At 69.8% G+C, this 24,913-nt stretch carries 18 protein-coding genes; 7 read left to right on the top strand and 11 right to left on the bottom strand.

Features of this window, described 5'->3' with window-relative positions:
- Positions 1-261: 261 nt before the first annotated feature.
- The 6 genes from ACIQVD_RS06070 to ACIQVD_RS06045 all read left to right on the top strand — a co-directional run bounded on the left by ACIQVD_RS06070 (position 262) and on the right by ACIQVD_RS06045 (position 9,617).
- Complete coding sequence (locus ACIQVD_RS06070; RefSeq protein WP_402286329.1) at positions 262-2,586, top strand: hypothetical protein; 2,325 nt, start codon at positions 262-264, stop codon at positions 2,584-2,586.
- Positions 2,587-3,449: 863 nt separating this feature from the next.
- Positions 3,450-4,493 carry an ABC transporter permease gene (locus tag ACIQVD_RS06065; protein ID WP_100836498.1) on the top strand — a complete coding sequence of 348 codons (1,044 nt, stop codon included), beginning with the start codon at positions 3,450-3,452 and terminating at the stop codon, positions 4,491-4,493.
- A gap of 88 nt (positions 4,494-4,581) precedes the next feature.
- On the top strand, positions 4,582-6,348 hold the full coding sequence (locus ACIQVD_RS06060) for an ABC transporter substrate-binding protein (RefSeq protein ID WP_400682078.1): 1,767 nt from the start codon (positions 4,582-4,584) through the stop codon (positions 6,346-6,348).
- 81 nt (positions 6,349-6,429) lie between these two features.
- The gene (locus ACIQVD_RS06055) at positions 6,430-7,407 is read left to right on the top strand and encodes an ABC transporter permease (RefSeq protein ID WP_100836500.1); all 978 of its coding nucleotides are present in this window, start codon (positions 6,430-6,432) and stop codon (positions 7,405-7,407) included.
- Positions 7,408-7,468: 61 nt separating this feature from the next.
- Positions 7,469-8,536: an ABC transporter ATP-binding protein gene (locus ACIQVD_RS06050; RefSeq protein WP_400682081.1), complete on the top strand. Its 1,068-nt coding sequence runs from the start codon at positions 7,469-7,471 to the stop codon at positions 8,534-8,536.
- A gap of 10 nt (positions 8,537-8,546) precedes the next feature.
- A complete protein-coding gene (locus tag ACIQVD_RS06045; RefSeq protein ID WP_400682083.1) occupies positions 8,547-9,617 on the top strand; it encodes an ABC transporter ATP-binding protein in 1,071 nt (356 codons plus the stop codon).
- Between the two features lie 70 nt (positions 9,618-9,687).
- Here ACIQVD_RS06045 and ACIQVD_RS06040 read toward each other — a convergent pair whose 3' ends face one another.
- The 11 genes from ACIQVD_RS06040 to typA all read right to left on the bottom strand — a co-directional run bounded on the left by ACIQVD_RS06040 (position 9,688) and on the right by typA (position 23,634).
- Positions 9,688-10,773 (bottom strand): ABC transporter ATP-binding protein, encoded by a 1,086-nt coding sequence (locus ACIQVD_RS06040; protein ID WP_400682085.1) that lies wholly within the window; start codon positions 10,771-10,773, stop codon positions 9,688-9,690.
- The gene (locus ACIQVD_RS06035) at positions 10,763-11,815 is read right to left on the bottom strand and encodes an ABC transporter ATP-binding protein (RefSeq protein ID WP_400682086.1); all 1,053 of its coding nucleotides are present in this window, start codon (positions 11,813-11,815) and stop codon (positions 10,763-10,765) included. The genes ACIQVD_RS06040 and ACIQVD_RS06035 overlap by 11 nt, the downstream gene beginning before the upstream one ends.
- A 16-nt stretch (positions 11,816-11,831) precedes the next feature.
- On the bottom strand, positions 11,832-12,845 hold the full coding sequence (locus tag ACIQVD_RS06030; protein WP_400682089.1) for an ABC transporter permease: 1,014 nt from the start codon (positions 12,843-12,845) through the stop codon (positions 11,832-11,834).
- Positions 12,838-13,764 (bottom strand): ABC transporter permease, encoded by a 927-nt coding sequence (locus ACIQVD_RS06025; RefSeq protein WP_400682091.1) that lies wholly within the window; start codon positions 13,762-13,764, stop codon positions 12,838-12,840. The genes ACIQVD_RS06030 and ACIQVD_RS06025 overlap by 8 nt, the downstream gene beginning before the upstream one ends.
- 81 nt (positions 13,765-13,845) lie before the next feature.
- Positions 13,846-15,471, bottom strand: coding sequence for an ABC transporter substrate-binding protein (locus ACIQVD_RS06020; RefSeq protein WP_400682093.1), 1,626 nt, complete (start codon positions 15,469-15,471; stop codon positions 13,846-13,848).
- Between the two features lie 183 nt (positions 15,472-15,654).
- A complete protein-coding gene (locus ACIQVD_RS06015) occupies positions 15,655-16,674 on the bottom strand; it encodes an ABC transporter ATP-binding protein (protein WP_400682095.1) in 1,020 nt (339 codons plus the stop codon).
- Positions 16,667-17,719, bottom strand: a complete 1,053-nt coding sequence (locus ACIQVD_RS06010; RefSeq protein ID WP_100836509.1) for an ABC transporter ATP-binding protein — start codon at positions 17,717-17,719, stop codon at positions 16,667-16,669. The genes ACIQVD_RS06015 and ACIQVD_RS06010 overlap by 8 nt, the downstream gene beginning before the upstream one ends.
- A gap of 17 nt (positions 17,720-17,736) precedes the next feature.
- Positions 17,737-18,687 (bottom strand): ABC transporter permease, encoded by a 951-nt coding sequence (locus ACIQVD_RS06005; protein WP_400682098.1) that lies wholly within the window; start codon positions 18,685-18,687, stop codon positions 17,737-17,739.
- Positions 18,680-19,606: an ABC transporter permease gene (locus tag ACIQVD_RS06000; protein WP_100836511.1), complete on the bottom strand. Its 927-nt coding sequence runs from the start codon at positions 19,604-19,606 to the stop codon at positions 18,680-18,682. Before ACIQVD_RS06000 ends, ACIQVD_RS06005 begins: the two co-directional genes overlap by 8 nt.
- Positions 19,607-19,746: 140 nt before the next feature.
- Positions 19,747-21,375 (bottom strand): ABC transporter substrate-binding protein, encoded by a 1,629-nt coding sequence (locus ACIQVD_RS05995; RefSeq protein ID WP_400682101.1) that lies wholly within the window; start codon positions 21,373-21,375, stop codon positions 19,747-19,749.
- A gap of 354 nt (positions 21,376-21,729) precedes the next feature.
- The gene (typA, locus tag ACIQVD_RS05990; RefSeq protein ID WP_402286321.1) at positions 21,730-23,634 is read right to left on the bottom strand and encodes a translational GTPase TypA; all 1,905 of its coding nucleotides are present in this window, start codon (positions 23,632-23,634) and stop codon (positions 21,730-21,732) included.
- Positions 23,635-23,845: 211 nt separating this feature from the next.
- Here typA and ACIQVD_RS05985 point away from each other — a divergent pair, with 211 nt between their 5' ends.
- Positions 23,846-24,901 (top strand): hypothetical protein, encoded by a 1,056-nt coding sequence (locus tag ACIQVD_RS05985; protein ID WP_402286318.1) that lies wholly within the window; start codon positions 23,846-23,848, stop codon positions 24,899-24,901.
- The last annotated feature ends 12 nt before the right edge of the window (positions 24,902-24,913 follow it).

Genomic DNA, 24,913 nt, shown 5'->3' with positions numbered 1-24,913 from the left:
CCCGGTCGTCCTCCGGCCCGGATGCCTTGTCGGTAAGGTGGTGCCCCGGCGGACCACCCCCCTGTCCGGCCCGGCCGGGTCGGACGGTAGCTTCGGCACCACTCGCGTGGCGGGGCGCTCGCCGCAGCCGACATGTGAACAGCCGATGTCCCCGGGGCCGGTCGGCCCGCCGCACGGCCGCAGGCCGCCGTCCGGCGGTCCCCGCCCCATACGCAGCGGACGGCCCGGCCGGCCCGGCCGCGAACCCGGAGCAGAGCAGCATTGAGCAGCCGCGAATCTGACAACGCCCATCCGCAGCCCCGCCGCGGCGGCCCCGACGCGTACCCGTCGGGCACCCCGCCGTACGGCACCGGCGTGCCCGGTGGGCTCGGCGCGGACCCGGCCGCCGGACGGACCGCTCCCGGTCCGCGCTCCGACGAGGCCGCCGCGCCGAAGACCACGGAGACCACGCTGACCACCCGGGTGCGGATCAACATCCCCGGTTCGCGGCCGATCCCGCCGGTCGTGGTGCAGAGCAAGGTCAAGGACGAGCCGCCCGCCGAGCCGTCCGGACCGCGCCACCGCGGCGGCGCGGGCGACCCGGTGCTCGGCGTGATGGACGGCGGGGCGCGCACCGCCGTCCCGCCGACCCTGCCGCCGGAGTGGCAGGAGCCGTCCGCGGCGAAGGCGGCGAAGCCGTCCGAGTCGGAGTCCACCGGCGAGTGGTTCAAGCCGCGCCAGAAGGGCCGTCCGGAGCCCGCCCCGGCCGCCGCCGCCCCGGCGGGGCCGGCCCAGGGCGCCCCGGGGACCCAGCAGGGCGCCCCGGGGGCCCAGCAGGCCGCCCAGCAGCCCGCGCCGCGCCCGTCCGGCGCGCCCGCCTCGCCGTTCGCCCCGGCCGACCCGGCGGCGTCCTCGCGCACCGGCGGCCACCCGCTGCCGCACCAGGGCGACCCGTTCCGGACCGCCGCCGCGCCGGACCCGTTCGCGCCGGACCAGGCGGCCCAGGACCCGTTCGCCCAGGACCCGTTCGCCGCGCAGCAGCCCCGGCGGTCGGAGCGGCAGCAGCCGCAGGCCCGGCAGGGCGGCCCGCAGGACCCGTTCGCCCAGCCGCAGCCGCAGCAGCCGCAGTCCCAGCAGCCGCCTCAGTCGCAGCAGCCCCAGCATCCGCAGCAGCCGGGCCCGTCCGCGGCCGCCGCCGAGGACCCGTTCGCGGCCCCGCACCCCGGCCAGGGCCGGCCGCGGACCGGCGCCGACCCGTTCGCCGCCGCCGACCCGTTCGCCACCCCCGCCCCCGGGCCGCGCGGCGGCGAGCGCCCGGAGCCGCCGCAGGCCGCCGGGGAGCCGGAGGACACCCAGATCGGCGGCTTCGACCCGGTCACCGGCGACGAGCCGGCCCCGGGCGCCGGCATATCGGACCCGCCGACCACCCAGCTGTTCCTGAAGTCCCCGGACGGCGGCGACCCGTTCGCCGAGGAGCCCCGGCCCCGCCCGGCCGGCGAGGGCGGCGGCCGGTTCGCCGACCTGCCCGCCGCGCAGCCGTTCCCGGGCGGCTCGCGGGCCGCGACGCCCAAGCGCGAACCGTCCCGGGCCCCGGCCCCGGACGCCCCGGCCGAGTCCCGGCCGCCCGCCGAGCGGGAGGAGCCGGCGCCCGCCGCGAAGAAGAAGGGCGGTCGCGGCCGGAAGCTGGTCGTGACCGGTCTCGGCGGCGTGCTGTTCCTCGGCGCGGCGGCGTACGGCGCGGGCCTGATGATGAACCAGTCGGACATCCCCAAGGGCACCACGGTGCTGGGCACCGACATCGGCGGCGACTCCCGCGACCAGGCGGTGACCGCGCTGGACGGCTCGGTCGGCAAGGCCGGGCAGCAGCCGCTCAAGGTGAGGATCGGCGACCAGCCGGTCTCCCTGGACCCGGCCAGCGCCGGGCTGAGCTTCGACACCACGGCGACCGTGGACGCGCTGACCAAGCACAGCTACAACCCGGTCGAGGTGCTGGGTTCGCTGACCGGCGGCGCCAAGGCCGTCGAACCGGTGGTGCGGGTCGACCGGGCGAAGCTGAAGGCCGCCCTGGACGACCTGGGCGCCAAGTCGGGGCAGAGCCTCCAGGAGGGCTACGTCCGCTTCACCGAGGCGGGCGGCACCGAGGTGGTCCCGGGCGCCGGCGGCAAGGCGCTGGACTCGGCCGCCGCCGCCGACCTGGTCGAGCAGGCGTACCGCGGCCGGGCGGCCGGCCGGGCGGACGCCGAGGTGGTGCTGCCGGTCGCCGACGCCCAGCCGAAGGTCGGCCAGGACGTGCTCCAGGCCGCCGCCGACGACCTGGGCAAGCAGGTGCTGAACGGCAACGTCACGGTCACCTCGGGCACCAAGCAGTTCGCCTTCGGCCGCAACACCGCCGCCAAGGCGCTGGTGCTGGCCCCGGACGCGTCCGGCACCGTGGTCCTCAAGTGGGACCTGGACAAGCTGGCCGCCGCCGTCGGCACCACCTTCGACAAGCTGAAGACCACCCGCAACGGCCAGCAGACGGCGATCACCGCGCAGGACGTGGCGGACGCCATCGCGCAGGGCGTCTCGAAGACCGGCAAGGACCGCACGGTCAAGATCCCGGCCTGACGGGCCGTCAATCCACCGGTGGGGCCGGGGCGCCGGACGGGCGCCCCGGCCCCACTGGCGAATCCTCGCCACTGGCGTCACGGAACAGGGCGAACCGGGCGCCGCAACCGGGCGGCCACGCGGCGTTACCAATACTTGATCCGCGGCAGGTCGACAAGTCAGTTCGCCGGTACGCAAGATGTGCCGCGTGCCGAGACCCCGCTCCCTCCCGCGCGCCCTGACCGCCACGGCGGCGGCGCCGCGCCCCCCGTCGTGTCCGCGCGGTCCCACCCCGGACCCCGTCGGCGGCGGGGCCCGGGAGGCCGCCGGACCGATCCCGCCGAGCCCGTCGACGCGGTCCGCGGGAACACCGGGCGGACGAAGTAACAACTGCCGGCGGTAACGCCGCGGCGAAGTCCCGCCAATGGCGGGAAAATGCCAGTCGGGCGGTTCCCCGCGGACCGCCCGAATTGGGTGACCCCTACCCATGAATTCGCTGAGGCATGCCCGAAAACACCGGCGTCCGATTATCGGACACTCAATTGCGCCCGCCATTTGCGGTGAATGGCGTCAAACCGGACACTTGCTCTACGCGCGTCATCCGGACACGGTCTCGAACTCGACGTCCTGATAGCGGAGCTGACCGTGCATCGTTACGGACATGTGAACGATCATTGACGCCGTTTGTCCGGTTTTGACCGTCTCGCCGAGCCGGTGTCAAGAGTTCGGGAACTACGAAGTGGTTGACATTCCAGCACGAAGGAGGAAATGGGCCGTCGACAACTGAGGAACTCTTGACGTTCGATAAACGACTTGCAAGAGTCCATTCATCCAAGTTCTTACTCCTTGCTTCTGCACGGACCACGGTCGGGAGCTTTAGCACCATGACGACGCCTACTGGGGCCACGACGGACGGGGACACCTCCCGTCCCGGGCCGACGTCGGACCTCGCGGACAACGCCACGGCCGACGCGCCCGCAGATCCGGGCTTCCGCGGCCTCTCTCCCGGGAAGCTGATGTGGCGCCGCTTCCTCCGTGACCGCACCGGGGTGGTGAGCGCCTGCGTCGTGCTGTTCTTCGTCGCGGTGGCGATCCTCGCGCCGGTCATCTCCATGCTGTACGGCAAGGACCCGAAGACCCACTACGGCCAGGAGGACGTCAGCCTGCTGACCGACTCCGGCCTGCCCACCGGGCCCAACGGCGGCATGAGCGGCGACTTCTGGTTCGGCCTGGAGCCGGGCCTCGGCCGCGACGTGTTCACCCTGCTGATCTACGGCATCCGCACCTCGCTGATCATCGCCGTCGCCACCTCGCTGCTGACCACCGTGATCGGTGTCGCGCTGGGCATCGCGGCCGGCTACCTCGGCGGCAAGTTCGACTACTTCATCGGCCGGATCATCGACGTGCTGATGTCGTTCCCGTCGCAGATCTTCCTGATCGCCACCATGCCGGTGGTCACCAGCCTGCTGGTCAAGCCCGACCAGGGCGTGCCGGAGTGGCTGCCGTTCGTCTCGGTCACCATCGTGCTGTCGCTGCTCGGCTGGATGGGCCTGGCCCGCATCCTGCGCGGCGTGTCGCTGTCCCTGCGCGAGCGCGAGTTCATCGAGGCCGCCAAGGTCACCGGCGCCTCCCCGATGCGGATCATCTTCAAGGAGATCCTGCCCAACCTGTGGACCCCGATCCTGGTGCAGTCCACCCTCGCCCTGCCGGCGTTCGTCACCGCCGAGGCGGGCCTCTCGTACCTCGGTGTCGGTGTGTCCGAGCCGGTCCCGGACTGGGGCCGCATGATCGCCGACGCCTCGGGCTTCCTCCGGACCGACGTCACCTTCCTGCTCTTCCCGGGCCTCGCCATGGTGGTGTTCGTTCTGGCCTTCAACCTGCTCGGCGACTCCGTCCGGGACGCGTTCGACCCGAAGACCAACCGCTGACAGACCCTCAAGACTCCGGGGGGACGGGAAAGCCAGGCCCCGGGCACACCCACGAAGATTCCGTACAACTATCCCAGGCAGGATGAAGATGAGCTCTCGCAAGACGCGGCTCGCCGCCGCCATTCTGGTGGCCGGGGCCCTGACCGTCACCACGGCGTGCTCCAGCGGCCACAGCAACAGCGACGGCAGCAAGGCGGGTGCCTCCAAGGCCCCGGTCAAGGCCACCTCGATCTCGGTCGGCACCGCCGACGACTCGAAGGGCCCGGCCGCCCCCGAGGACGGCGCGAAGAAGGGCGGCACGGTCAACATGATCGACCGCGACGACTTCTCGCACCTCGACCCGGCGCAGATCTACATGAACTACAACGCCGAGGTCTCGCTGCTGTTCACCCGCCAGCTGACGGGCTACAAGACCCTCCCGGACGGTTCGCAGAAGCTCGTCGGCGACCTCGCCACCGACACCGGCTCCACCACCGACGGCGGCAAGACCTGGAAGTTCACGCTGAAGGACGGCGTGAAGTGGCAGGACGGCAGCCCGATCACCTCGGCCGACATCAAGTACTCGATCGAGCGCACCTACGCCTCGTTCATCAAGGCCGGCCCGACCTACATCCAGACCTGGATCTCGGGCGACAAGTACCGCGAGGCGTACGAGGGCCCCTACGGCGGCAAGGAGCTCGACGCTGTCCAGACCCCGGACGCCAAGACCGTGGTCATCACCTTCGCGGACGTCCACCCGGACGCCAACTTCACCCTGGCGATGACCGGTTACGGCATCGTGCCGAAGGCCAACGACACGAAGGAGGAGTACGACAAGAAGCCGTTCTCCTCCGGCCCGTACCAGATCGTCGAGCACGTCACCGACCGCTCGCTCGACCTGGAGCGCAACCCCAACTGGGACCCGGCCACCGACCCGATCCGGAACGCCTACCCGGACAAGTGGCACATGACCTTCGGTGTCCAGGCGCAGCAGTCCACCGAGCGCTTCATGGCGGACAACGGCGACGACAAGACCACCTTCTCGTTCCACAACACCGTGTACCCGTCGTACATCGACCAGGTCAAGGCGGACGAGAAGCTCAAGCCCCGCACCCTCGAGGGCCTGACCCCGTACGTCGACTACTACTACATCAACAACACCCGCATCAAGGACCAGAAGGTCCGCGAGGCGCTGATCAAGGCGTTCCCGCACCAGCAGACCCGCCAGCTGTCCGGCGGCACCTCCTACGGTGACTACGCCACCTCGTACATGAGCCCGACCGTCCTGGGCTACGAGTCCTACGACCCGTACGGCATCCTCAAGAAGCCGCAGGGCGACCCGGACGCCGCCAAGCAGCTGCTGACCGAGGCGAACGCGGTGGGCACCACCATCGTCTACGCGTACAACAACACCCCGCTCCAGCAGAAGATCACCGAGGCGATCCGCGACGCGCTGGAGAAGGCCGGCTTCAAGTTCGTTCCGAAGCCGCTGGACGCGAAGACCTACTACGACGCCATCGGCCTGGTCAACAACGAGTACGACCTGTACTGGGGCGGCTGGGGCGCCGACTGGCCGACCGGTTACACCTCGCTGCAGCCGGTCTGGGACGGCCGCGCCATCGCCGACGGCGCCGCGAACTACGCCCACGTGAACGACCCGGAGATCAACTCCGCGATCGACGCCGCGGCGAAGATCGCCGACCCGGTGGAGCAGGGCAAGGCCTGGGCCGCGCTCGACAAGAAGCTCCAGGACAAGGCGCTGTCGATCCCGGACGTCTACCAGCGCTCGCTGAGCCTGTACGGCTCGGGCCTGGGCGGCGTCACCTTCGACACCCTGGCCGGCCTGCAGTCCCCGCTCAACATCTACGTCAAGTAGTAGTCGTCACCGAGCAGTAGCTCACGGCGGGACACCGGCACGATCTGCCGGTGTCCCGCCCCGATCAGGAGAGCCCGTCCGATGCTCCGATTCCTCGTCCGCCGAACCCTCGGCGCTCTCGTCATCCTGCTGATCGTCTCGATGATCACGTATGCGCTGTTCTTCGCGATCCCGGCGGACCCGGCGCGGCTCTACTGCGGCAAGACCTGCACGCCCGAGAACCTCGCCCTGATCAGGCACGACATGGGCTTCGACCACTCGTGGCCGGTCCAGTACTGGAACTGGCTGAGCACCATCTTCACCGGCGGCACCTTCAACGGCACCCACTGCGGCGCCCCGTGCTTCGGCTACTCCTTCGACAAGAAGGAGCTGGTCGGCGGCATCCTCGCGGACCGCTTCCCGACCACCCTGTCGCTGACCGTCGGCTCCGCGATCATCTTCCTGCTGGTCGGCGTCGGCACCGGCATGCTGGCCGCCCACAAGCAGGGCAAGGCCGCCGACAAGGTCGCCAGCTCCTTCTCGCTGCTGGCCTCCTCGATGCAGATCTACGTGGCCGGTCCGCTCGCGCTCTGGGCGCTCTGCTACAGCACCAACCTGCTGGACCTGCCGACCTACGTGCCGTTCACCAAGGACCCGATCGGCTGGGCCGGCGGCCTGCTGGTGCCGTGGATCGTGCTGTCGCTGATCTGGACCGCCAACTACACCCGCATGACCCGCTCCTCGATGGTCGAGCAGCTGTCCGAGGACTACGTGCGGACGGCGCGGGCCAAGGGCATGTCCGGCACCTCGGTCTTCATGCGCTACGCCTGGCGCGGCGCGATGGGCACCATCGTCACCGTCTTCGGCATCGACCTGGGCGTGCTGCTCGGCGGCGCCATCATCACCGAGACGACCTTCAGCCTGCACGGCCTGGGCGAGCTGGCGATCCACTCGTTCCGCGACTCCGACCTGTCGCTGCTGGTCGGCGTCACCGTGGTGGCCGCCACCCTGATCGTCTTCTTCAACATCATCGTCGACGCCGCCTACGCCCTGATCGACCCGCGCATCCGCCTGGCCTGACGGCCACACCCCGGCCGACCGGCAGTCCCGACCTCACGTACCGCACCGAGGAGCCCAGTCCATGACCACCCAGGCCAAGCCCGAGGAGGTGTCCGCCGGCAGCGGCGGCACGCCGTTCCTCTCAGTCCGCGACCTCTCGGTCCGCTTCAGCACCGAGGACGGCGTGGTCCGGGCCGTGGACAACCTCTCCTTCGACGTCGCCCCGGGCTCCACGCTCGGCATCGTCGGCGAGTCCGGCTCCGGCAAGTCGGTGACCAACCTGGCCGTGCTGGGGCTGCACAACCCGGACCGGACCGAGATCACCGGCTCGATCAAGCTGGACGGCCAGGAACTGATCGGCGCCTCGAACCGGACGCTGGAGAAGCTCCGCGGCCAGAAGATGTCGATGATCTTCCAGGACCCGCTGACCGCGCTGTCGCCGTTCCACAGCATCGGCAAGCAGATCGGCGAGACCTACCGCAAGCACACCGGCGCCTCCAAGAAGGAGTCCCGGGACCGGGCGATCGAGATGCTGACCAAGGTCGGCATCCCGCAGCCCACCCTGCGGGTCGACGACTACCCGCACCAGTTCTCCGGCGGCATGCGCCAGCGCGCGATGATCGCGATGTCGCTGGTCTGCGACCCCAAGCTGGTCATCGCGGACGAGCCGACCACCGCGCTGGACGTCACCGTGCAGGCCCAGATCCTGGACCTGCTGAAGGACCTCCAGCAGGAGATGGGCACCGCGATCATCCTGATCACCCACGACCTGGGCGTGGTCGCCCGGACCGCCCAGGACATCATGGTGATGTACGCGGGCCGGGCCGTGGAGCGCGGCACCGTCCGCGAGGTGCTGAAGGCCCCTCAGCACCCGTACACCTGGGGCCTGCTGGCCTCGATGCCGAGCCTGACCGGCGACGTGAACGTGCCGCTGCGGCCGGTCCGCGGCACCCCGCCGAGCCTGATCAACCTGCCGTCCGGCTGCCCGTTCAACCCGCGCTGCGACTTCCGCGAGTACGTGATCGGCGGCGGCTGCACCACGGAGCGCCCGCCGCTCTCCCCCGCGACCGGGCACGCCGCCGCCTGCCACCTGAACCCGGCGCAGCGGCAGGACATCTTCATCGACCAGATCAAGCCGCGGCTCGGCTGAGAGGGACCCCATGAGCAACGAACTGACCCTCGACAAGCCGGCCGTCCCGGTGCCCGCCCCCGGTGACCCGCTGCTGTCGCTCAAGGGCCTGCAGAAGCACTTCCCGGTGATGGACGGCTTCCTGTTCAAGCGCCAGGTCGGCGCGGTGCACGCGGTGGACGGCCTGGACCTGGAGGTGTTCCCCAGCGAGTCGGTGGGCCTGGTCGGCGAGTCCGGCTGCGGCAAGTCGACCACCGGCCGCCTGGTGACCCGGCTGCTGGAGCCGACCGGGGGCGAGATCCGCTACGCCGGCCAGGACATCACCCACGCCGGCCGCAAGGAGCTCGCGCCGATCCGGTCCGAGATCCAGATGATCTTCCAGGACCCGTACTCCTCGCTGAACCCGCGGCACACCGTCGGCTCGATCATCGGCGCGCCGATGGAGATCAACGGGATCAACCCGAAGGGCGGCGTCCAGCGCCGGGTGCAGGAGCTGCTGGAGACGGTCGGCCTCAACCCGGAGCACTACAACCGCTTCCCGCACGAGTTCTCCGGCGGCCAGCGCCAGCGCATCGGCGTGGCCCGCGCGCTGTCGCTGAGCCCGAAGCTGATCGTCGCGGACGAGCCGGTCTCGGCGCTGGACGTGTCGATCCAGGCGCAGGTGGTCAACCTGCTCCAGGAGCTGCAGCGCGAGCTGGGCATCGCCTTCCTGTTCATCGCCCACGACCTGTCGGTGGTGCGGCACTTCTCGCAGCGCGTCGCGGTGATGTACCTCGGCAAGATCGTCGAGATCGCCGACCGCACGTCGCTGTACGAGTCCCCCCGGCACCCGTACACCCACGCCCTGCTCTCCGCCGTCCCGGAGGCCGACCCGGACGACGACCGCGAGCGCATCCGCCTGGTCGGCGACGTGCCCTCCCCGGTCAACCCGCCCTCGGGCTGCCGGTTCCGGACCCGCTGCTGGAAGGCGCAGGAGAAGTGCGCGGCGGAGGAGCCGCCGCTGATCCAGCTCTCCGGTAACGCGGCCGGGCACCTGACGGCCTGCCACTTCCCCGAGGAGGGCACCACCAGCGCCGTCCCGGAGCAGCGCGCCGGGGTCTGAGCCCCCGGCCGTCCCGCGCGAGGGCCCCACCGATCCGTTCGGTGGGGCCCTGCCGCGTTCCGTGCCGGGGTCAGATCAGGTTGTCCCGCTCGCCGGCGAAGTGGCAGGCCGAGTCGTGCCGGGCCCGCCCCTCCAGCCAGTCCCGCACGGTCAGCGCCGGGTCCTCCCGGGCGCACTTCTCCTGGGCCTTCCAGCAGCGGGTGCGGAACCGGCACCCGGAGGGCGGGTTGGCCGGGGAGGGCACGTCGCCGGTCAGCACGATCCGGTCCCGGTGCTCCCGCGCGGTCGGGTCGGGCACCGGCACCGCGGAGAGCAGCGCCTGGGTGTACGGGTGGGTGGCGTGGTCGTAGATCTCCAGGTCGGTGCCGATCTCGACCATCCGCCCGAGGTACATCACGCCGACCCGGTCCGAGATGTGCCGGACGATCGAGAGGTCGTGCGCGATGAACATGTACGACAGGTTGAACTCGCTCTGCAACTGCTCCAGCAGGTTGATCACCTGGGCCTGCACCGAGACGTCCAGCGCGGAGACCGGCTCGTCGCAGATGATGATCTCCGGCTTGAGCGCCAGGCCGCGGGCGATGCCGATGCGCTGGCGCTGGCCGCCGGAGAACTGGTGCGGGTACCGGTTGATGTACTCCGGGTTCAGGCCCACCACGTCCAGCAGGTCCTGCACCGCCTTGCGGCGGTCGCCCTTGGGCGCCACCTCGGGGTGGATCTCGTACGGCTCGCCGATGATGTCGCCGACCGTCATCCGCGGGTTCAGCGAGGTGTACGGGTCCTGGAAGACCATCTGGATGTTGCGGCGCACCGCCTTGAGCGCGGCCCCGGACAGGTGCGAGATCTCCTCGCCCTTGTACTTCACCGAGCCGGCGGTGGCGGGTTCCAGGTTCATCAGGACCTTGGCGAGCGTGGACTTGCCGCAGCCGGACTCGCCGACGATGCCGAGCGTCTCACCCTGCATCAGGTCGAAGGAGACGCCGTCGACGGCCTTGACCGCGCCGACCTGCTTCCTGAACAGGATGCCCTGGGTCAGCGGGAAGTGCTTGACCAGGTCGCGGACCTCCAGGATGGGTTCGCCGCGCGGCACCTCCTGGGTGAACGCGACCTCCTCGGGGGTGGTCGCCCCGAGCGGAGTGGCACCGTTAACCGTCACGGAGGGTCTCCTTCCAGAAGAAGCACGCGCTGCGCCGTCCGGCCAGCGGCGTCCCGTCGTCCTCGGTCACCTGGGCCAGCGGCGGCACCTCCTGCCGGCAGATGTCCTGCGCCCGCGGGCAGCGCGGGTTGAAGGCGCAGCCCGGCGGGATCCGCAGCAGGTTGGGCGGCAGGCCCTTGATCGCGAAGAGCTCCTGGCCCTTCTGGTCGAGCCGCGGGATGGAGTCCAGCAGCCCCCGGGTGTAGGGGTGGGCGGGCCGGGCGTAGAGCTCGTGCACGGGGGCGGTCTCGACGATCCGGCCGGCGTACATGACGGCGATCTTGTCCGCGACGTCGGCGACCACGCCGAGGTCGTGGGTGATCAGGATCAGGCCCATGTGGTACTCGGCCTGGAGGTCGGCGAGCAGGTCCATCACCTGGGCCTGGACGGTGACGTCCAGCGCGGTGGTCGGCTCGTCCGCGATGATCAGGTCGGGTTCCAGGGCCAGCGCCATCGCGATCATGATGCGCTGGCGCATGCCGCCGGAGAACTGGTGCGGGTAGTCGTTGACCCGCTCCTTGGCGGCGGGGATGCGGACCCGGTCCATCAGCTCGACGGCCTTGGCCTTGGCGTCCTTGCGGCTGTCGCCGCGGTGTTTGCGGTACATCTCGCCGAGCTGGTAGCCGACCGTGAGCACCGGGTTGAGCGAGGAGAGCGCGTCCTGGAAGATCATCGCGATCTTCTGCCCGCGGATCTTGCGGCGCTCGTCCTTCGGCATCTTCAGCATGTCCCGGCCGCGGAACAGGATCTCCCCCTGCGGGATGCTGGCCGGCGGCATGTCGAGGATGCCCATGATGGCCTGCGCGGTGACGGACTTGCCGGAGCCGGACTCGCCCAGCACGGCCAGCGTCTCGCCCGCGCTGACGGTGTAGTTGACGCCGTTGACGGCCTTGGCGACGCCGTCCCGGGTCTTGAACTCGACGTGCAGGTCCTTCACGTCCAGCAGCGGCCCGTCGAAGGGTTCCTCGCGGGCGGGTCGGGCCTGGTCGGCGACGGTGCTCATGTGCCTTTCCCCTCGCTCAGCGCAGCTTCGGATCGAGGGCGTCGCGCACCGCGTCGCCCAGCATGATGAAGGCCAGCACGGTGACGGAGAGCGCGGCGGCCGGGAAGAACAGGGCGAACGGGGCCTGGCGGATGACCTTCTGCGCGGAGGAGATGTCCACGCCCCAGGAGATGGTCGGGTCCTGGAGGCCGATGCCGAGGAAGCTCAGCGTGGCCTCCGCGGTGATGTAGCCGCCCAGCGCGATGGTCGCCACCACGATCACCGGGGCGAGCGCGTTCGGCAGGATGTGGCGGAACATCAGCCGCCCCGTCCCGGCGCCCAGCGCCCGTCCGGCGACCACGTAGTCGGACTGTTTGACGGTGATCACCGAGCCGCGCATCACGCGGGCCAGCTGGGTCCAGCCGAGCACCGCCAGCGCGATCACCACCGACCAGACGTTGCGGGTGGTGAACGCGTTCAGCAGCACCAGCGCGCCGAGCAGCAGCGGGATGCCGAAGAAGATGTCGGTGAGCCGGGAGAGCACGGCGTCGATCCAGCCGCCGAAGTACCCGGCGGTCATCCCGGCCAGCCCGCCGAGCACGGTCACCGCCAGGGTGACGCAGATGCCGACCGTGATCGAGGCCCGCGCGCCGTAGAGCACCCGGGCGTAGATCGAGCGGCCCTGGCCGTCGTAGCCGAACCAGCCGGCGCCGAAGAAGTCGGTGTAGTCGGGCTTGCGCAGGTAGTCGCGGGTCAGGTCGGAGGCCCGCGGGTCGGCGTCGGTGAACAGCCCGGGGAAGATCGCGATGATGATCAGCAGCAGGATCAGCAGGGCGGAGACGATGAAGGTCGGCCGCTTGCGCAGGTCCCGCCAGGCGTCGCCCCACAGGCTGCGGGCCTGTTCCCGTTTGGCCGGGTCCGGCTCGATCAGCGTCTCCTGCTCGACGGCCAGTCCCTGCTGTCCGACGTAGTCCAGGTGGTCGCTGTCGGTGGGCTGGATGTTCCGCAGCGGGTCGTGCTCGTCGGGGATGTCCCCGTTCCGGTCAGGCATAGCGGATCCTCGGGTCCAGGACGGCGTACAGCAGGTCGACGACCAGGCTGGCGACCAGGTACACCAGCACCAGCACGGTGACGATGCCGACCACCGTCGGGCCTTCCTTCTGGTTGATCGCCTTGTAGAGGACGTTGCCGACACCGGCGATGTTGAAGATGCCCTCGGTGACGATCGCGCCGCCCATCAGCGCCCCGAGGTCGGTGCCCAGGAAGGTCACCACCGGGATCAGCGAGTTGCGCAGCAGGTGCCGCCCGATGATGGTGTGCCGCGGCAGGCCCTTGGCCACCGCGGTGCGCATGTAGTCGGCGCGCAGGTTCTCACCGATCGAGGTGCGGGTGAGCCGGGCCACGTACGCCAGTGACAGGGAGGCCAGCACCAGGCCCGGCAGGATCAACTGGCTGATGTCCCGGGGGTCCTGGACGGTCGCCGTCACCCAGCCCAGGTTGATCGCGAAGATCGTCTGGGCGATGTAGCCGAGCACGAAGACCGGGATCGAGATGACGATCAGCGTGACCAGCAGCACCAGGGTGTCGGCGATGCTGCCGCGGTAGAGGCCGGCGATCAGGCCCAGCGGGAGGCCGATCACGATCTCGAAGAAGAAGGCGACCAGGGCGAGCCGGATGGTGACCGGGAAGGCGTCCGCCATGATCTCGGAGACCGGGCGGCCGGTGAAGCTGGTGCCGAAGTCCAGGTGGAAGATGTTGTTCATGTAGTGCAGGTACTGCTTCCACAGCGGCTGGTCGAGGTAGTACTGGTGCCGCAGGTTGGCCACGGTCGCCGGGTCGGCCGCCTTGTCGCCGAACATCGCGGCGACCGGGTCGCCCGGCAGGCTGTACACCATCAGGAAGATCAGCAGCGTGGCCCCGAAGAACACCGGGATCATCTGGAGCACGCGGCGTAGCACGTAACGGCCCATGGGAGCCCTCCCTCCGAAGGGGTGACGTAGTACCGGAGCCCCGCCCTCCGTGCGGGGAGGACGGGGCCGGCGCGGGCACGGTCAGCCCTTGACCTCGACCTGGGTCCAGGCCGGGTTGCCGAAGGAGTCGAACGCGACGTTCTGGACCTTGGTGGAGTAGCCGGAGTTGGTCCGGTAGTACCAGAGCGGGATGGCCGGCATGTCGATCGCCAGCTGCTCCTCGGCCTTCTGGTAGCCGGTCGCGGTGTCCTGGATCGAGGCGGCCTGGTCGGCCTCGTTGGCGAGCTTGTCGAACTCCGGGCTGGAGTAGCCGAAGTCGTTGGAGGCGGCGCCGGTCTTGTAGACGTCGGCCAGGAAGTTGGCGTTCAGCGGGTAGTCCTGCACCCAGCCGGTGCGGAACAGGCCGTTGATCTGGTGCCCGGTGATGGCCGCGCGGGCGGTCTTGAAGTCGGTCTTCGGGTCGCCGCTGCAGTCCACCCCGGTCGCCTGCCGGATCGAGTTGCAGACCGCGTCCACCCACTCCTTGTGGCCGCCGTCCGCGTTGTACGTGATCTTGACGGCGTTGCCGGGGACGCCGCCGCCCTCGGTGATCAGCTGCTTCGCCTTGTCCGCGTTGTACGTGCAGAAGTCCCCGCAGGTACCGGACTTGTAGCCCTCGACGCCCTCGGCGACCCAGGCGGTGGCCGACTTGCGCGAGCCCTGGAGCACCGTCTTGGTGATGGTGTCCCGGTCGATCGCCATCGACAGGCCCTGCCGGACCTTGGCCTTGTCCTGGCCCTGCCAGTCGGCCTGGTAGAGGGTGAAGCCGATGTTCTGGATCGCGCCCTGCGGGGAGTCGATCGCCCGGTCACCGAGGTCGTTCTTGTAGTTCGCCAGCGCCGACGGCGGCACCTGGTCCATCACGTCCAGGTTGTTCGACTGCAGGTCCGCGTAGGCGGCCTCGGCGGTGGTGTACATCTTGAAGACGACGCCGCCGTTCTTCGGCTTGTCCACGCCCTGGTAGTTGGCGAAGGTCTTGGTGACCACCTGCGAGTTGTGGTCCCAGCTGACGAACTCGTAGGGGCCGTTGCCCACCGGCTTCTGCCCGTAGCCCGCCGGGTCCTTGAAGAACCCCTCCGGGAGCGGCGAGAAGGCCACGTACCCCAGCTTGTACGGGAAGTACGAGACCTTGTTGTAGAGCTTGATGGTGAAGTGGGTGTCGTCCTGGACGGTCAGGCCGGACATCTTGTCGGTGGTCGGCGAGCCGCTGTCCGGGTGGACGTCCTTGTAGCCCTCGATGTCCCCGAACCAGGAGCTGTTGATCTGGTTGTTCCCGGTGTTCGCCGCCCAGTTCCAGGCGTCCACGAAGCTCTTCGCGGTCACCGGCGTCCCGTCGTGGAAGGTCCAGCCCGACTTGAGCGTCACGTTGTAGGTCTGCGAGTCGCTGGTGTCGATCGAGTCGGCGACCTGCATCCGCAGCTTGCCGTTGGACGGGTCGTAGTCGGCCAGGCCCTTGAACAGGTTCTGCACGATGCGTCCGCCGCCGGTCTCGTTGGCGTTGGCCGGCTGCAGCGGGTTCTGCGGCTCGCTGCTCTGGTACGTGAACGTCTTGCTGGTGTCGGACGAACCGCTGCCGGAGCCGCTGCCACTACTGCCACAGCCCGTGGCCACCAGGGCCACGGACGTCGCACTGACCAGGGCCCAGCGCACGCGGGTGCCTGCAGGCATGGAGCTTCCTCCTCAGGGGGGTAAGACGCATCTCACCTCATGAGAAGGGGCGGGCCGCGGCGACGCGACCGCAGTAGGGCCGGACGGGGGAGGAACGCGGCGGGGGCACCGGGAGTGTCTCCCGGTGCCCCCGTCCGCGGCCGCGTCCGGCTCACGCAGCGGCGGTCTCACGCCGCGGCGGTCTCACGCCGCGGCGGTCTCACGCTCCGACGCGAAGTGGCAGGCCGACTCGTGCCGGGCGCCGGGCGCCGGCAGCTCCGGGACGGCGAGCAGCGGGACCTCGGTGGCGCAGCGCTCCTCCGCCTTCCAGCAGCGGGTGCGGAACCGGCACCCGGAGGGCGGGTTGGCCGGGGAGGGGATGTCCCCGGAGAGGATGATCCGCTCGCGGTTCTCGCGGTCCGCCGGGTCCGGCACCGGCACCGCGGAGAGCAGCGCCTGGGTGTACGGGTGGGTGGCGTGGTCGTAGATCTCCAGGTCGGTGCCGATCTCGACCATCTTGCCGAGGTACATCACGCCGACCCGGTCGGAGATGTGCCGGACGATGGAGAGGTCGTGCGCGATGAACATGTAGGAGAGCTCGAAGTCCTGCTGGAGCTGCTCCAGCAGGTTGATCACCTGGGCCTGCACCGAGACGTCCAGCGCCGAGACCGGCTCGTCGCAGATGATGATCTCCGGCTTGAGCGCCAGGCCGCGGGCGATGCCGATGCGCTGGCGCTGGCCGCCGGAGAACTGGTGCGGGTACCGGTTGATGTACTCCGGGTTCAGGCCCACCACGTCCAGCAGGTCCTGCACCGCCTTGCGGCGGTCGCCCTTGGGCGCCACCTCCGGGTGGATCTCGTACGGCTCGCCGATGATGTCGCCGACCGTCATCCGCGGGTTCAGCGAGGTGTACGGGTCCTGGAAGACCATCTGGATGTTGCGGCGCACCGCCTTGAGCGCGGCCCCGGAGAGCCGGGAGATGTCCTCGCCCTTGTAGAGCACCTGGCCGGCGGTGGCCCGCTCCAGGTTCATCAGGACCTTGGCGAGCGTGGACTTGCCGCAGCCGGACTCGCCGACGATGCCGAGCGTCTCGCCCTTGTGCAGGGCGAAGGAGATGCCGTCGACGGCCTTGACCGCGCCGACCTGCTTCTTGAACAGGATGCCCTGGGTCAGCGGGTAGTGCTTGACCAGGTCGCGGACCTCCAGGATGGGCTGCTCAGCCATGGAGGGTCTCCTTCCAGAGGTGGCAGGCGCTCTTGCGCCCGGCGAGCTCCGCGCCGTCCCGGTCGGTGACCTGGTGCAGGGCGGGGACCTCGGTACGGCACAGGTCGACGGCCTTGTCGCAGCGCGGGTTGAACGCGCAGCCGGCCGGGACCTTGTAGAGGTTGGGCGGCAGGCCCTTGATCGCGTACAGCTCCTCGCCCTTCTGGTCCAGTCGCGGGATCGACCGGAGCAGGCCCTCGGTGTAGGGGTGGGCGGGATTGGCGTACAGGTCGTGCACGGGGGCGGTCTCGACGATACGGCCGGCGTACATGACGGCGATCTTGTCCGCGACGTCGGCGACCACGCCGAGGTCGTGGGTGATCAGGATCAGGCCCATGTGGTACTCGGCCTGGAGCTCGGCGAGCAGGTCCATCACCTGGGCCTGGACGGTGACGTCCAGCGCGGTGGTCGGCTCGTCCGCGATGATCAGGTCCGGTTCCAGGGCCAACGCCATCGCGATCATGATGCGCTGGCGCATGCCGCCGGAGAACTGGTGCGGGAAGTCGCCCACGCGCTGGGCGGCGGCGGGGATGCGGACCCGGTCCATCAGCTCGATGGCCTTGGCCTTGGCCTCCTTCTTGGAGGCGCCCTCGTGCACCCGGAACATCTCGCCGAGCTGGTAGCCGACGGAGAGCACCGGGTTGAGCGAGGAGAGCGCGTCCTGGAAGATCATCGCGATCTTCCGGCCGCGGATCTTCCGGCGCTCCTCGTTGGACATCTTGAGCATGTCCCGGCCGCGGAACAGGATCTCGCCGGCGGTGACCCGGCCGGGCGGCATGTCGAGGATGCCCATGATGGTCTGCGCGGTGACGGACTTGCCGGAGCCGGACTCGCCCAGCACGGCCAGCGTCTCGCCGGCCGCGACCGAGTAGTTGACGCCGTTGACGGCCTTGGCGACGCCGTCCCGGGTCTTGAACTCGACGTGCAGGTCGCGGACTTCGAGCAGCGGGGTGCCGGGGGCCGGACGGTCCTTCACGGCAGTGGTCTTCTCACGTGCGGTGGTCATGATGCGGGCCGCCTCTCTCAACGCAGCTTCGGGTCGAGGGCGTCGCGCACCGCGTCGCCGAGCATGATGAACGCCAGCACGGTGAGGCTGAGCATGCCGGCCGGGAAGAACAGCGCGAACGGCGCCTGCCGGATCACCTTCTGGGCCGAGTTGATGTCGATGCCCCAGGAGATGGTCGGGTCCTGGAGGCCGATGCCGAGGAAGCTCAGCGTGGCCTCGGTGGCGATGTAGCCGCCCAGCGCGATGGTCGCCACCACGATCACCGGGGCGATCGCGTTCGGCAGGATGTGCTTGAACATGATCCGGCCGGTGCCGGCGCCGAGCGCCTTGGCCGCGGTCACGTAGTCGGACTGCTTGACGGTGATCACCGAGCCGCGCATCACGCGGGTCATCTGCGTCCAGCCGAGCACCACCAGGGCGAAGACCACCGACCAGACCGTGCGGACCGAGAAGGCGTTCAGCATGACCAGCGCGCCGAGCAGCAGCGGGATGCCGAAGACCATGTCGGTGAAGCGGGAGACGATGGTGTCGACCCAGCCGCCGTAGTAGCCGGCCACCATGCCCAGCAGACCGCCCAGGACGGTGACGCCGGTGGTGACGCAGATGCCGACGACCACCGAGGCGCGGGCGCCGTAGATCACCCGGGCGTAGATGGAGCGGCCCTGGCCGTCGTAGCCGAACCAGTCGGCCTGGAAGAAGTGCAGGTACTGCGGCTTGGTCAGGTAGTGGTGGCGCAGGTCGCCGGCCCGCGGGTCCACCGAGGTGAACAGGCTGGGGAAGACCGCGAACAGCACCAGCAGGACGATCAGCGCGGCCGAGATGATGAAGACCGGGCGCTTGCGCAGGTCGTGCCAGGCGTCCAGGCCGAGGCTGCGGGGCTTCTCGGTCTTGGGCATCGGGACGGCGACCCGCTCGGCGGGGGTCTCGCCGTCCCCGGCGGGGGCGTTCTTCGTGATCAGGTCAGGCATACCGGATCCTCGGGTCCAGGACCGCGTAGAGCAGGTCGACGAGCAGGCTGGCAACCAGGTAGACCAGCACCAGCACCACGACGAAGCCGGAGACGGTCGCGCCCTCGTTGCGGTTGATGGCCTGGTAGAGCGCGTGGCCGACGCCCTGGACGTTGAAGATGCCCTCGGTGACGATCGCACCGCCCATCAGGGCGCCCAGGTCGGTGCCCAGGAAGGTGACCACCGGGATCATCGAGTTGCGCAGCAGGTGGGTGCCGATCACCTTGCGCCGGGGCAGGCCCTTGGCGACGGCGGTGCGCATGTAGTCGGCCTTCAGGTTCTCCGCGATGGAGGTCCGGGTCAGGCGGGCGACGTACGCGAGCGAGATCGAGCCCAGCACGACGGCGGGCAGGATCAGCTGGCTCAGGTCGGTGCTGCTCTGCACCGTCGGGGTGACCCAGCCGAGCTGGATGCCGAAGACGGTCTGGAAGACGAAGCCGAGCACCGGGACGGGGACGGAGATCAGCAGCAGGGTCAGGACCAGGGTCGACTTGTCGAACGCCTTGCCCCGGCGCAGGCCGGCGAACAGGCCGATGCCGATGCCGACGACCAGCTCGAAGACGAAGGCCAGCAGCGCCAGTCGGACGGTGACCGGGAGGGCCTCGCCGATCAGGTCGATGACCTTGCGGCCGTTCATGGCCGTGCCGAAGTCGCCGGTGAGCAGGTTCCCCATGTAGTTGAGGTACTGCTGCCACTTGGAGACGTCGAGTCCCATGTCGTGCTTGAACGCGGCGAGCTGGGCCGGGTCGGCGGCCTTGTCGCCCCACATCGCCGCCGCGGGGTCACCGGGCAGCAGACGGGTCATGAAGAAGATGATGGTGACCGTGCCCAGGAACACCGGGATCATCTGGAGCAGTCGCCTCGCGACGTAGCGCCCCATCGTGCCTCCAATTGACTGCTCTGACGGGCTGTCGTCCCGGTGTCAGAGTTCTGGACGTGACAACGGCCGGTGCCGGGCCGCCCGGTGGGGCGGGGCACGGCACCGGCCGTGTCTGTTCGAGCCGCGCGGTGCCGGCTCGGTTACTTCTGCTTGACCTCGACCTGGGTGAAGACCGGGTCGCCGAAGGAGTCGTACTTCACGTTCTGCACGTTCTTCGAGTAACCGGCGGTGGTCTTGTAGTACCAGAGCGGGATGGCCGGCATGTCCTTGGCCAGCTGCTCCTCGGCCTTCTGGTACAGGTCCGCGGTCTCCTTCACCGAGGTGGCCTTGTCCGCCTCGGCGGCCAGCTTGTCGAACTCCGGGCTGGAGTAGCCGGCGTCGTTGGCCGCGGCGCCGGTGCCGTACACGTCGCGCAGGTAGTTGGCGTTCAGCGGGTAGTCCTGCACCCAGCCGGTGCGCATCAGACCGTCGACCTTCTTGTTCTTGATCAGGTCGCGGGAGGTCTTGAAGTCCGGCTTGGCGTCGCCGGTGCACTCCACGCCGGTGGCCTGGCGGATGGAGTTGCAGACCGCGTCCACCCACTCCTTGTGGCCGCCGTCGGCGTTGTACAGCACGGTGATCTTGTTGCCGGGGACGCCGCCGCCCTCGGTGATCAGCTGCTTGGCCTTCTCCGGGTTGTACGTGCAGTACTCGCCGCAGGTGTTGTCCTTGTAGCCCATGGCGCCCGGGGCGACCCAGGAGTTGGCGGGCTGGCGCGAGCCGTTGAGCACCGTCTTGGTGATGGTGTCGCGGTCGATCGCCATCGACAGGCCCTGGCGGACCTTGGCCAGGTTCTCCGGCTTCCAGTCGTCCGCGTACAGCGAGAAGGAGATCGACTGGATGGCGCCCTGGGCCTGGTCGACGGCGCGGTCGCCCAGGTCGTTCTTGTACGAGGCCAGGTCGCTCGGGTCGACCTGGTCCAGCACGTCCAGGTTGTCGGAGACCAGGTCCTTGTAGGCGCCCTCGGCCTGGGCGTAGTTCTTGAAGACGATGCCGCCGTTCTTCGGCTTGTCGACGCCCGCGTACTTGTCGTAGGCGGCGACGGTGACGGCCTTGTTGTGCTCCCACGAGACGAACTTGTAGGGGCCGTTGCCGATCGGGGCCTGGCCGTACTTCGCCGGGTCGGTGAAGAAGACCTCGGGCAGCGGCGAGAAGGCGGTGTAGCCGAGCTTGTACTCGAAGTACGAGACCGGGCCGTTCAGCGCGATGGTGAAGTGCGTGTCGTCCACGACCTTCAGGCCGGACATGGTGTCGGCCTTCGGGTCGCCCTCGTCCGGGTGGACGTCCGCGTAGCCCTGGATGTCCGAGAACCAGTCGGAGTTGATCTGCTTGTTCTTGGTGTTGGCGGACCAGTTCCAGGCGTCCACGAAGGACTTGGCGGTCACCGGGGTGCCGTCGTGGAAGGTCCAGCCCGACTTCAGGGTGACGGTGTAGTTCTGGGCGTCGGTGGTCTCGATCTTGTCGGCGACCTGGTTGCGGAGCTCACCGCTGGTGGGGTCGTAGTCGACCAGACCCTTGAACAGGGTCTTGATGATGCGGCCGCCGCCGACCTCCATGGCGTTCGCCGGCTGGAGCGGGTTCTGCGGCTCGGTGCTCTGGTAGCTGAACGTGCCCTGGGCGTTGGACGCCCCGGTGGAGCCGCTCGAAGAGCTGCCGCTGCCGCAAGCGGTGGCGGCGAGGGCGACCGCGACGGCTGCGACAACCCACTTGGCCTGGTTGGCACCGCGCATGGGTGTGCCTCCTGAAATCGTGTTGCAGATCACTCGCGGCCTGGCGCGCACCCCTGCGCAGGAGCCTCGACCCGAGCTCGACTGCACCCACTATCGGTCACTCACGGATACGGAAATGACCAATACGGATTTCAATTTGGTCACATGAACGCCGGATGAATCCCGGAAAACGGACATTGCAGACATACCCAGACACGGGCGAAACGGACAGTTGTCACGGATGACGATCCGTAACGTCCGATTAACGAACGATCCGCGCCCGGAGCCCAGTGACGGAACGTCACGGAAAACGCGACCGGCCGGCGTCCGCGAGGACGCCGGCCGGTCGGCCGAACGGGGTGGAGCCGGGCGGGGTCAGCCCTTCTTGGCGCGCGAGGCGGTGCGGCCGCGCTCCTTGGCGTCCAGGACGACCTTGCGGATGCGCACGGTCTCCGGGGTCACCTCGATGCACTCGTCCTCGCGGCAGAACTCCAGCGACTGCTCCAGCGAGAGCTTGCGCGGCGGCACGATGGACTCCGCCACGTCGGCGTTCGAGGAACGCATGTTGGTGAGCTTCTTCTCCTTGGTGATGTTCACGTCCATGTCGTCGGCGCGCGAGTTCTCGCCGACGATCATGCCCTCGTACACCTCGGTGCCGGGGTCGGTGAACAGCACGCCGCGCTCCTGCAGGTTGGTCATCGCGAAGGCGGTGACCACGCCGGAGCGGTCGGCGACCAGGGAGCCGTTGTTGCGGGTCGTCAGCTGGCCGAACCACGGCTCGTAGCCCTCGTGGATCGAGTGCGCGATGCCGGTGCCGCGGGTGTTGGTGAGGAACTCCGTCCGGAATCCGATCAGGCCGCGGGACGGCACCACGAACTCCATCCGGACCCAGCCCGAACCGTGGTTGGACATGTTGTCCATCCGGCCCTTGCGGATGCCCATGAGCTGCGTGACGGCGCCCATGTGCTCCTCGGGGACGTCCACGGTGAGGCGCTCGACCGGCTCGTGGGTCTTGCCGTTGACCTCGCGGGTGACCACCTGCGGCTTGCCGACGGTCAGCTCGAAGCCCTCGCGGCGCATGGTCTCGATCAGGATGGCCAGCGCCAGCTCGCCGCGGCCCTGCACCTCCCAGGCGTCCGGGCGCTCGGTCTCCAGCACGCGCAGCGACACGTTGCCGATCAGCTCGCGCTCCAGACGGTCCTTCACCTGGCGGGCCGTCACCTTGCGGTCCACCTTGGCGCCGGCCTTGGCGTCCGCGCCCTTGCCGGAGCCGCCCTTGCCGACCAGCGGCGAGGTGTTGGTGCCGATGGTCATCGAGATCGCCGGCTCGTCGACGGTGATCAGCGGCAGCGCGATCGGGTTCTCGGTGTCCGCGAGGGTCTCGCCGATCATGATCTCGGAGATGCCCGCGACGGCGCAGATGTCGCCGGGGCCGGCCTTCTCGGCGGGCTTGCGGGTGAGCGCCTCGGTCATCAGCAGCTCGGAGATCCGGACGTTCTGGATCGAGCCGTCGCGCTTGATCCAGGCCACCGTCTGGCCCTTGCGCAGCTCGCCCTGCTCGACCCGGAGCAGCGCGATGCGGCCCAGGAAGTTGTCGGCGTCCAGGTTGGTGACGTGCGCCTGCAGCGGGGCGTCCTCGTCGTAGACCGGGGCCGGGACGTGCTCCAGGATGGTGGAGAAGAACGGCTCCAGGCTGTCGGAGTCGGCCGGCACCGTCCCGTTCTCCGGCTTGGTCAGCGAGGCCACGCCGTCACGGGCACAGGCGTAGACGATCGGGAACTCGATCTGGTCCTCGTCCGCGTCCAGGTCGAGGAACAGGTCGTAGGTCTCGTTGATGACCTCGTCGATCCGGGCGTCCGGACGGTCGGTCTTGTTGATGCACAGGATGACGGGCAGCCGGGCCGTGAGCGCCTTGCGCAGCACGAAGCGGGTCTGCGGCAGCGGGCCCTCGGAGGCGTCGACCAGCAGGACGACCGCGTCCACCATCGACAGGCCGCGCTCGACCTCACCGCCGAAGTCGGCGTGGCCGGGGGTGTCGATGATGTTGATGGTGATCGGCGCGCCACCGTCCTTGGGGTGGTACTTGACCGCGGTGTTCTTCGCGAGAATGGTGATGCCCTTCTCGCGCTCCAGGTCGTTCGAGTCCATCATCCGGTCGTCGAGCTGCTGGTGGGCGGCGAAGGCGCCGGCCTGCTTCAGCATGGCGTCGACCAGGGTGGTCTTGCCGTGGTCGACGTGGGCGACGATGGCGACGTTTCGGATGTCGTTGCGCGTGGGCATGCGGCGCTGATTCTCCCGGAATCGTGGGTCACGGTGCCCGGCCCGCGTCAGCATTCACCGGTCCACCCACCGGGCACGGCACATGCCTCGGCTTCTTCCCATCGTACGGGGAAGGGCTCAATGGAGCCGAAACGGGCGGTGGCGGGGCGGCGGAGATCACCACTGGGTATCGCTGCTTCCGGTACGCACCAAGGCACGGGACAGTACGGCGGTGAAGAGAAGCATCCGCATCCTGTTCGTCGTGGCGGTGGCCGTCGGCAGCCAGTTCGCCCTGCACAGCGCCCCCCACCAGAACATCGGCGTCCAACTGCTCGGCCTGCTGGGCGGCCTCCGGGCGCTGTCCCACAGCCTCGGCGGCGGTCCGCGGCTGTTCGCCGTCCCGCTCGGCTCGCGCCGACTGGTGGTGCGGGCCGTGCCGCTGCCGCTGTTCCACGGCGTGTACCAGTGGCTCCGCGCGCCCCGGGCCCGGACCTGGGCGGTGGTGACCGCCGCGTACGCCGCGCCGGTGCTGCTCGGCGGGTTCCTGCTGGTGTCCGCGCCCACCGGCTGGCGGCCGTTCGGCATCGTGCTGGCGGCGGTACCGCTGCTGGAGCTGGTGTTCACCGCGGGTCTCGCCGGGGGCGCGGGCTGGACGGTGTTCCGGCTGCCCACCGCTCCGGCGGCCGCGCTGGCCGACGTCTACCTGACGCCCGCCGAGGCGGCCGCCCACCGGGCCCTGGACGGCGGCCGGATCGACGAGGCCGCCGCGCTGCTGGCCGCCGCCGGGGAGGCCGCCGGACGGCCCGGCACCGCGCTCCGGATCCAGGTGCGGCTCGCCCGGGGCCAGTGGGAGCGGGCCCTGGCGGACGCCGGGCAGCTGACCCCCGGCCCGCTGCCCGGTGCCGACTGGGCGACGGCGCTGCTGCGTGCCCTGGTGCTGGTGTGCGCGGCGGAGGCCGGGCTGCTCCCCCCGACCGAGTACCTGCCGCGGCTGGCGGCCGAACTCGACGTGCTCGGCAGCCGCCCGCAGGCCGCCCTGGTCCGGGCCGACGTGCTGCGGCTGCGCGGTGAGCGGCAGGAGGCGCTGAAGGCGTCCGCGCTGGGCCTGCGGCTGACGGCCGACGCCGCGGGCACGGCCAACGCCCTGTGCTCGCGGGCCGCCGCGCTGTTCGCCGTCCACCGCGACGACGAGGCCCGGGAGGCGCTGGCCCGGGCCGGGAAGCTGCTGCCCGGCCTGGCCCGGATCGCCCTGGTGGAGCACCGGGCCGCGGCCGTCGTCCTCGACTAGGCCCTGTCCGGC

It is taken from the genome of Kitasatospora sp. NPDC090308 (genome assembly GCF_044769485.1).
GTDB lineage: Bacteria > Actinomycetota > Actinomycetes > Streptomycetales > Streptomycetaceae > Kitasatospora > Kitasatospora fiedleri.
The sequence above is the reverse complement of the archived record's forward strand: the minus strand, read 5'-3'. Positions and strand labels throughout refer to the sequence as shown.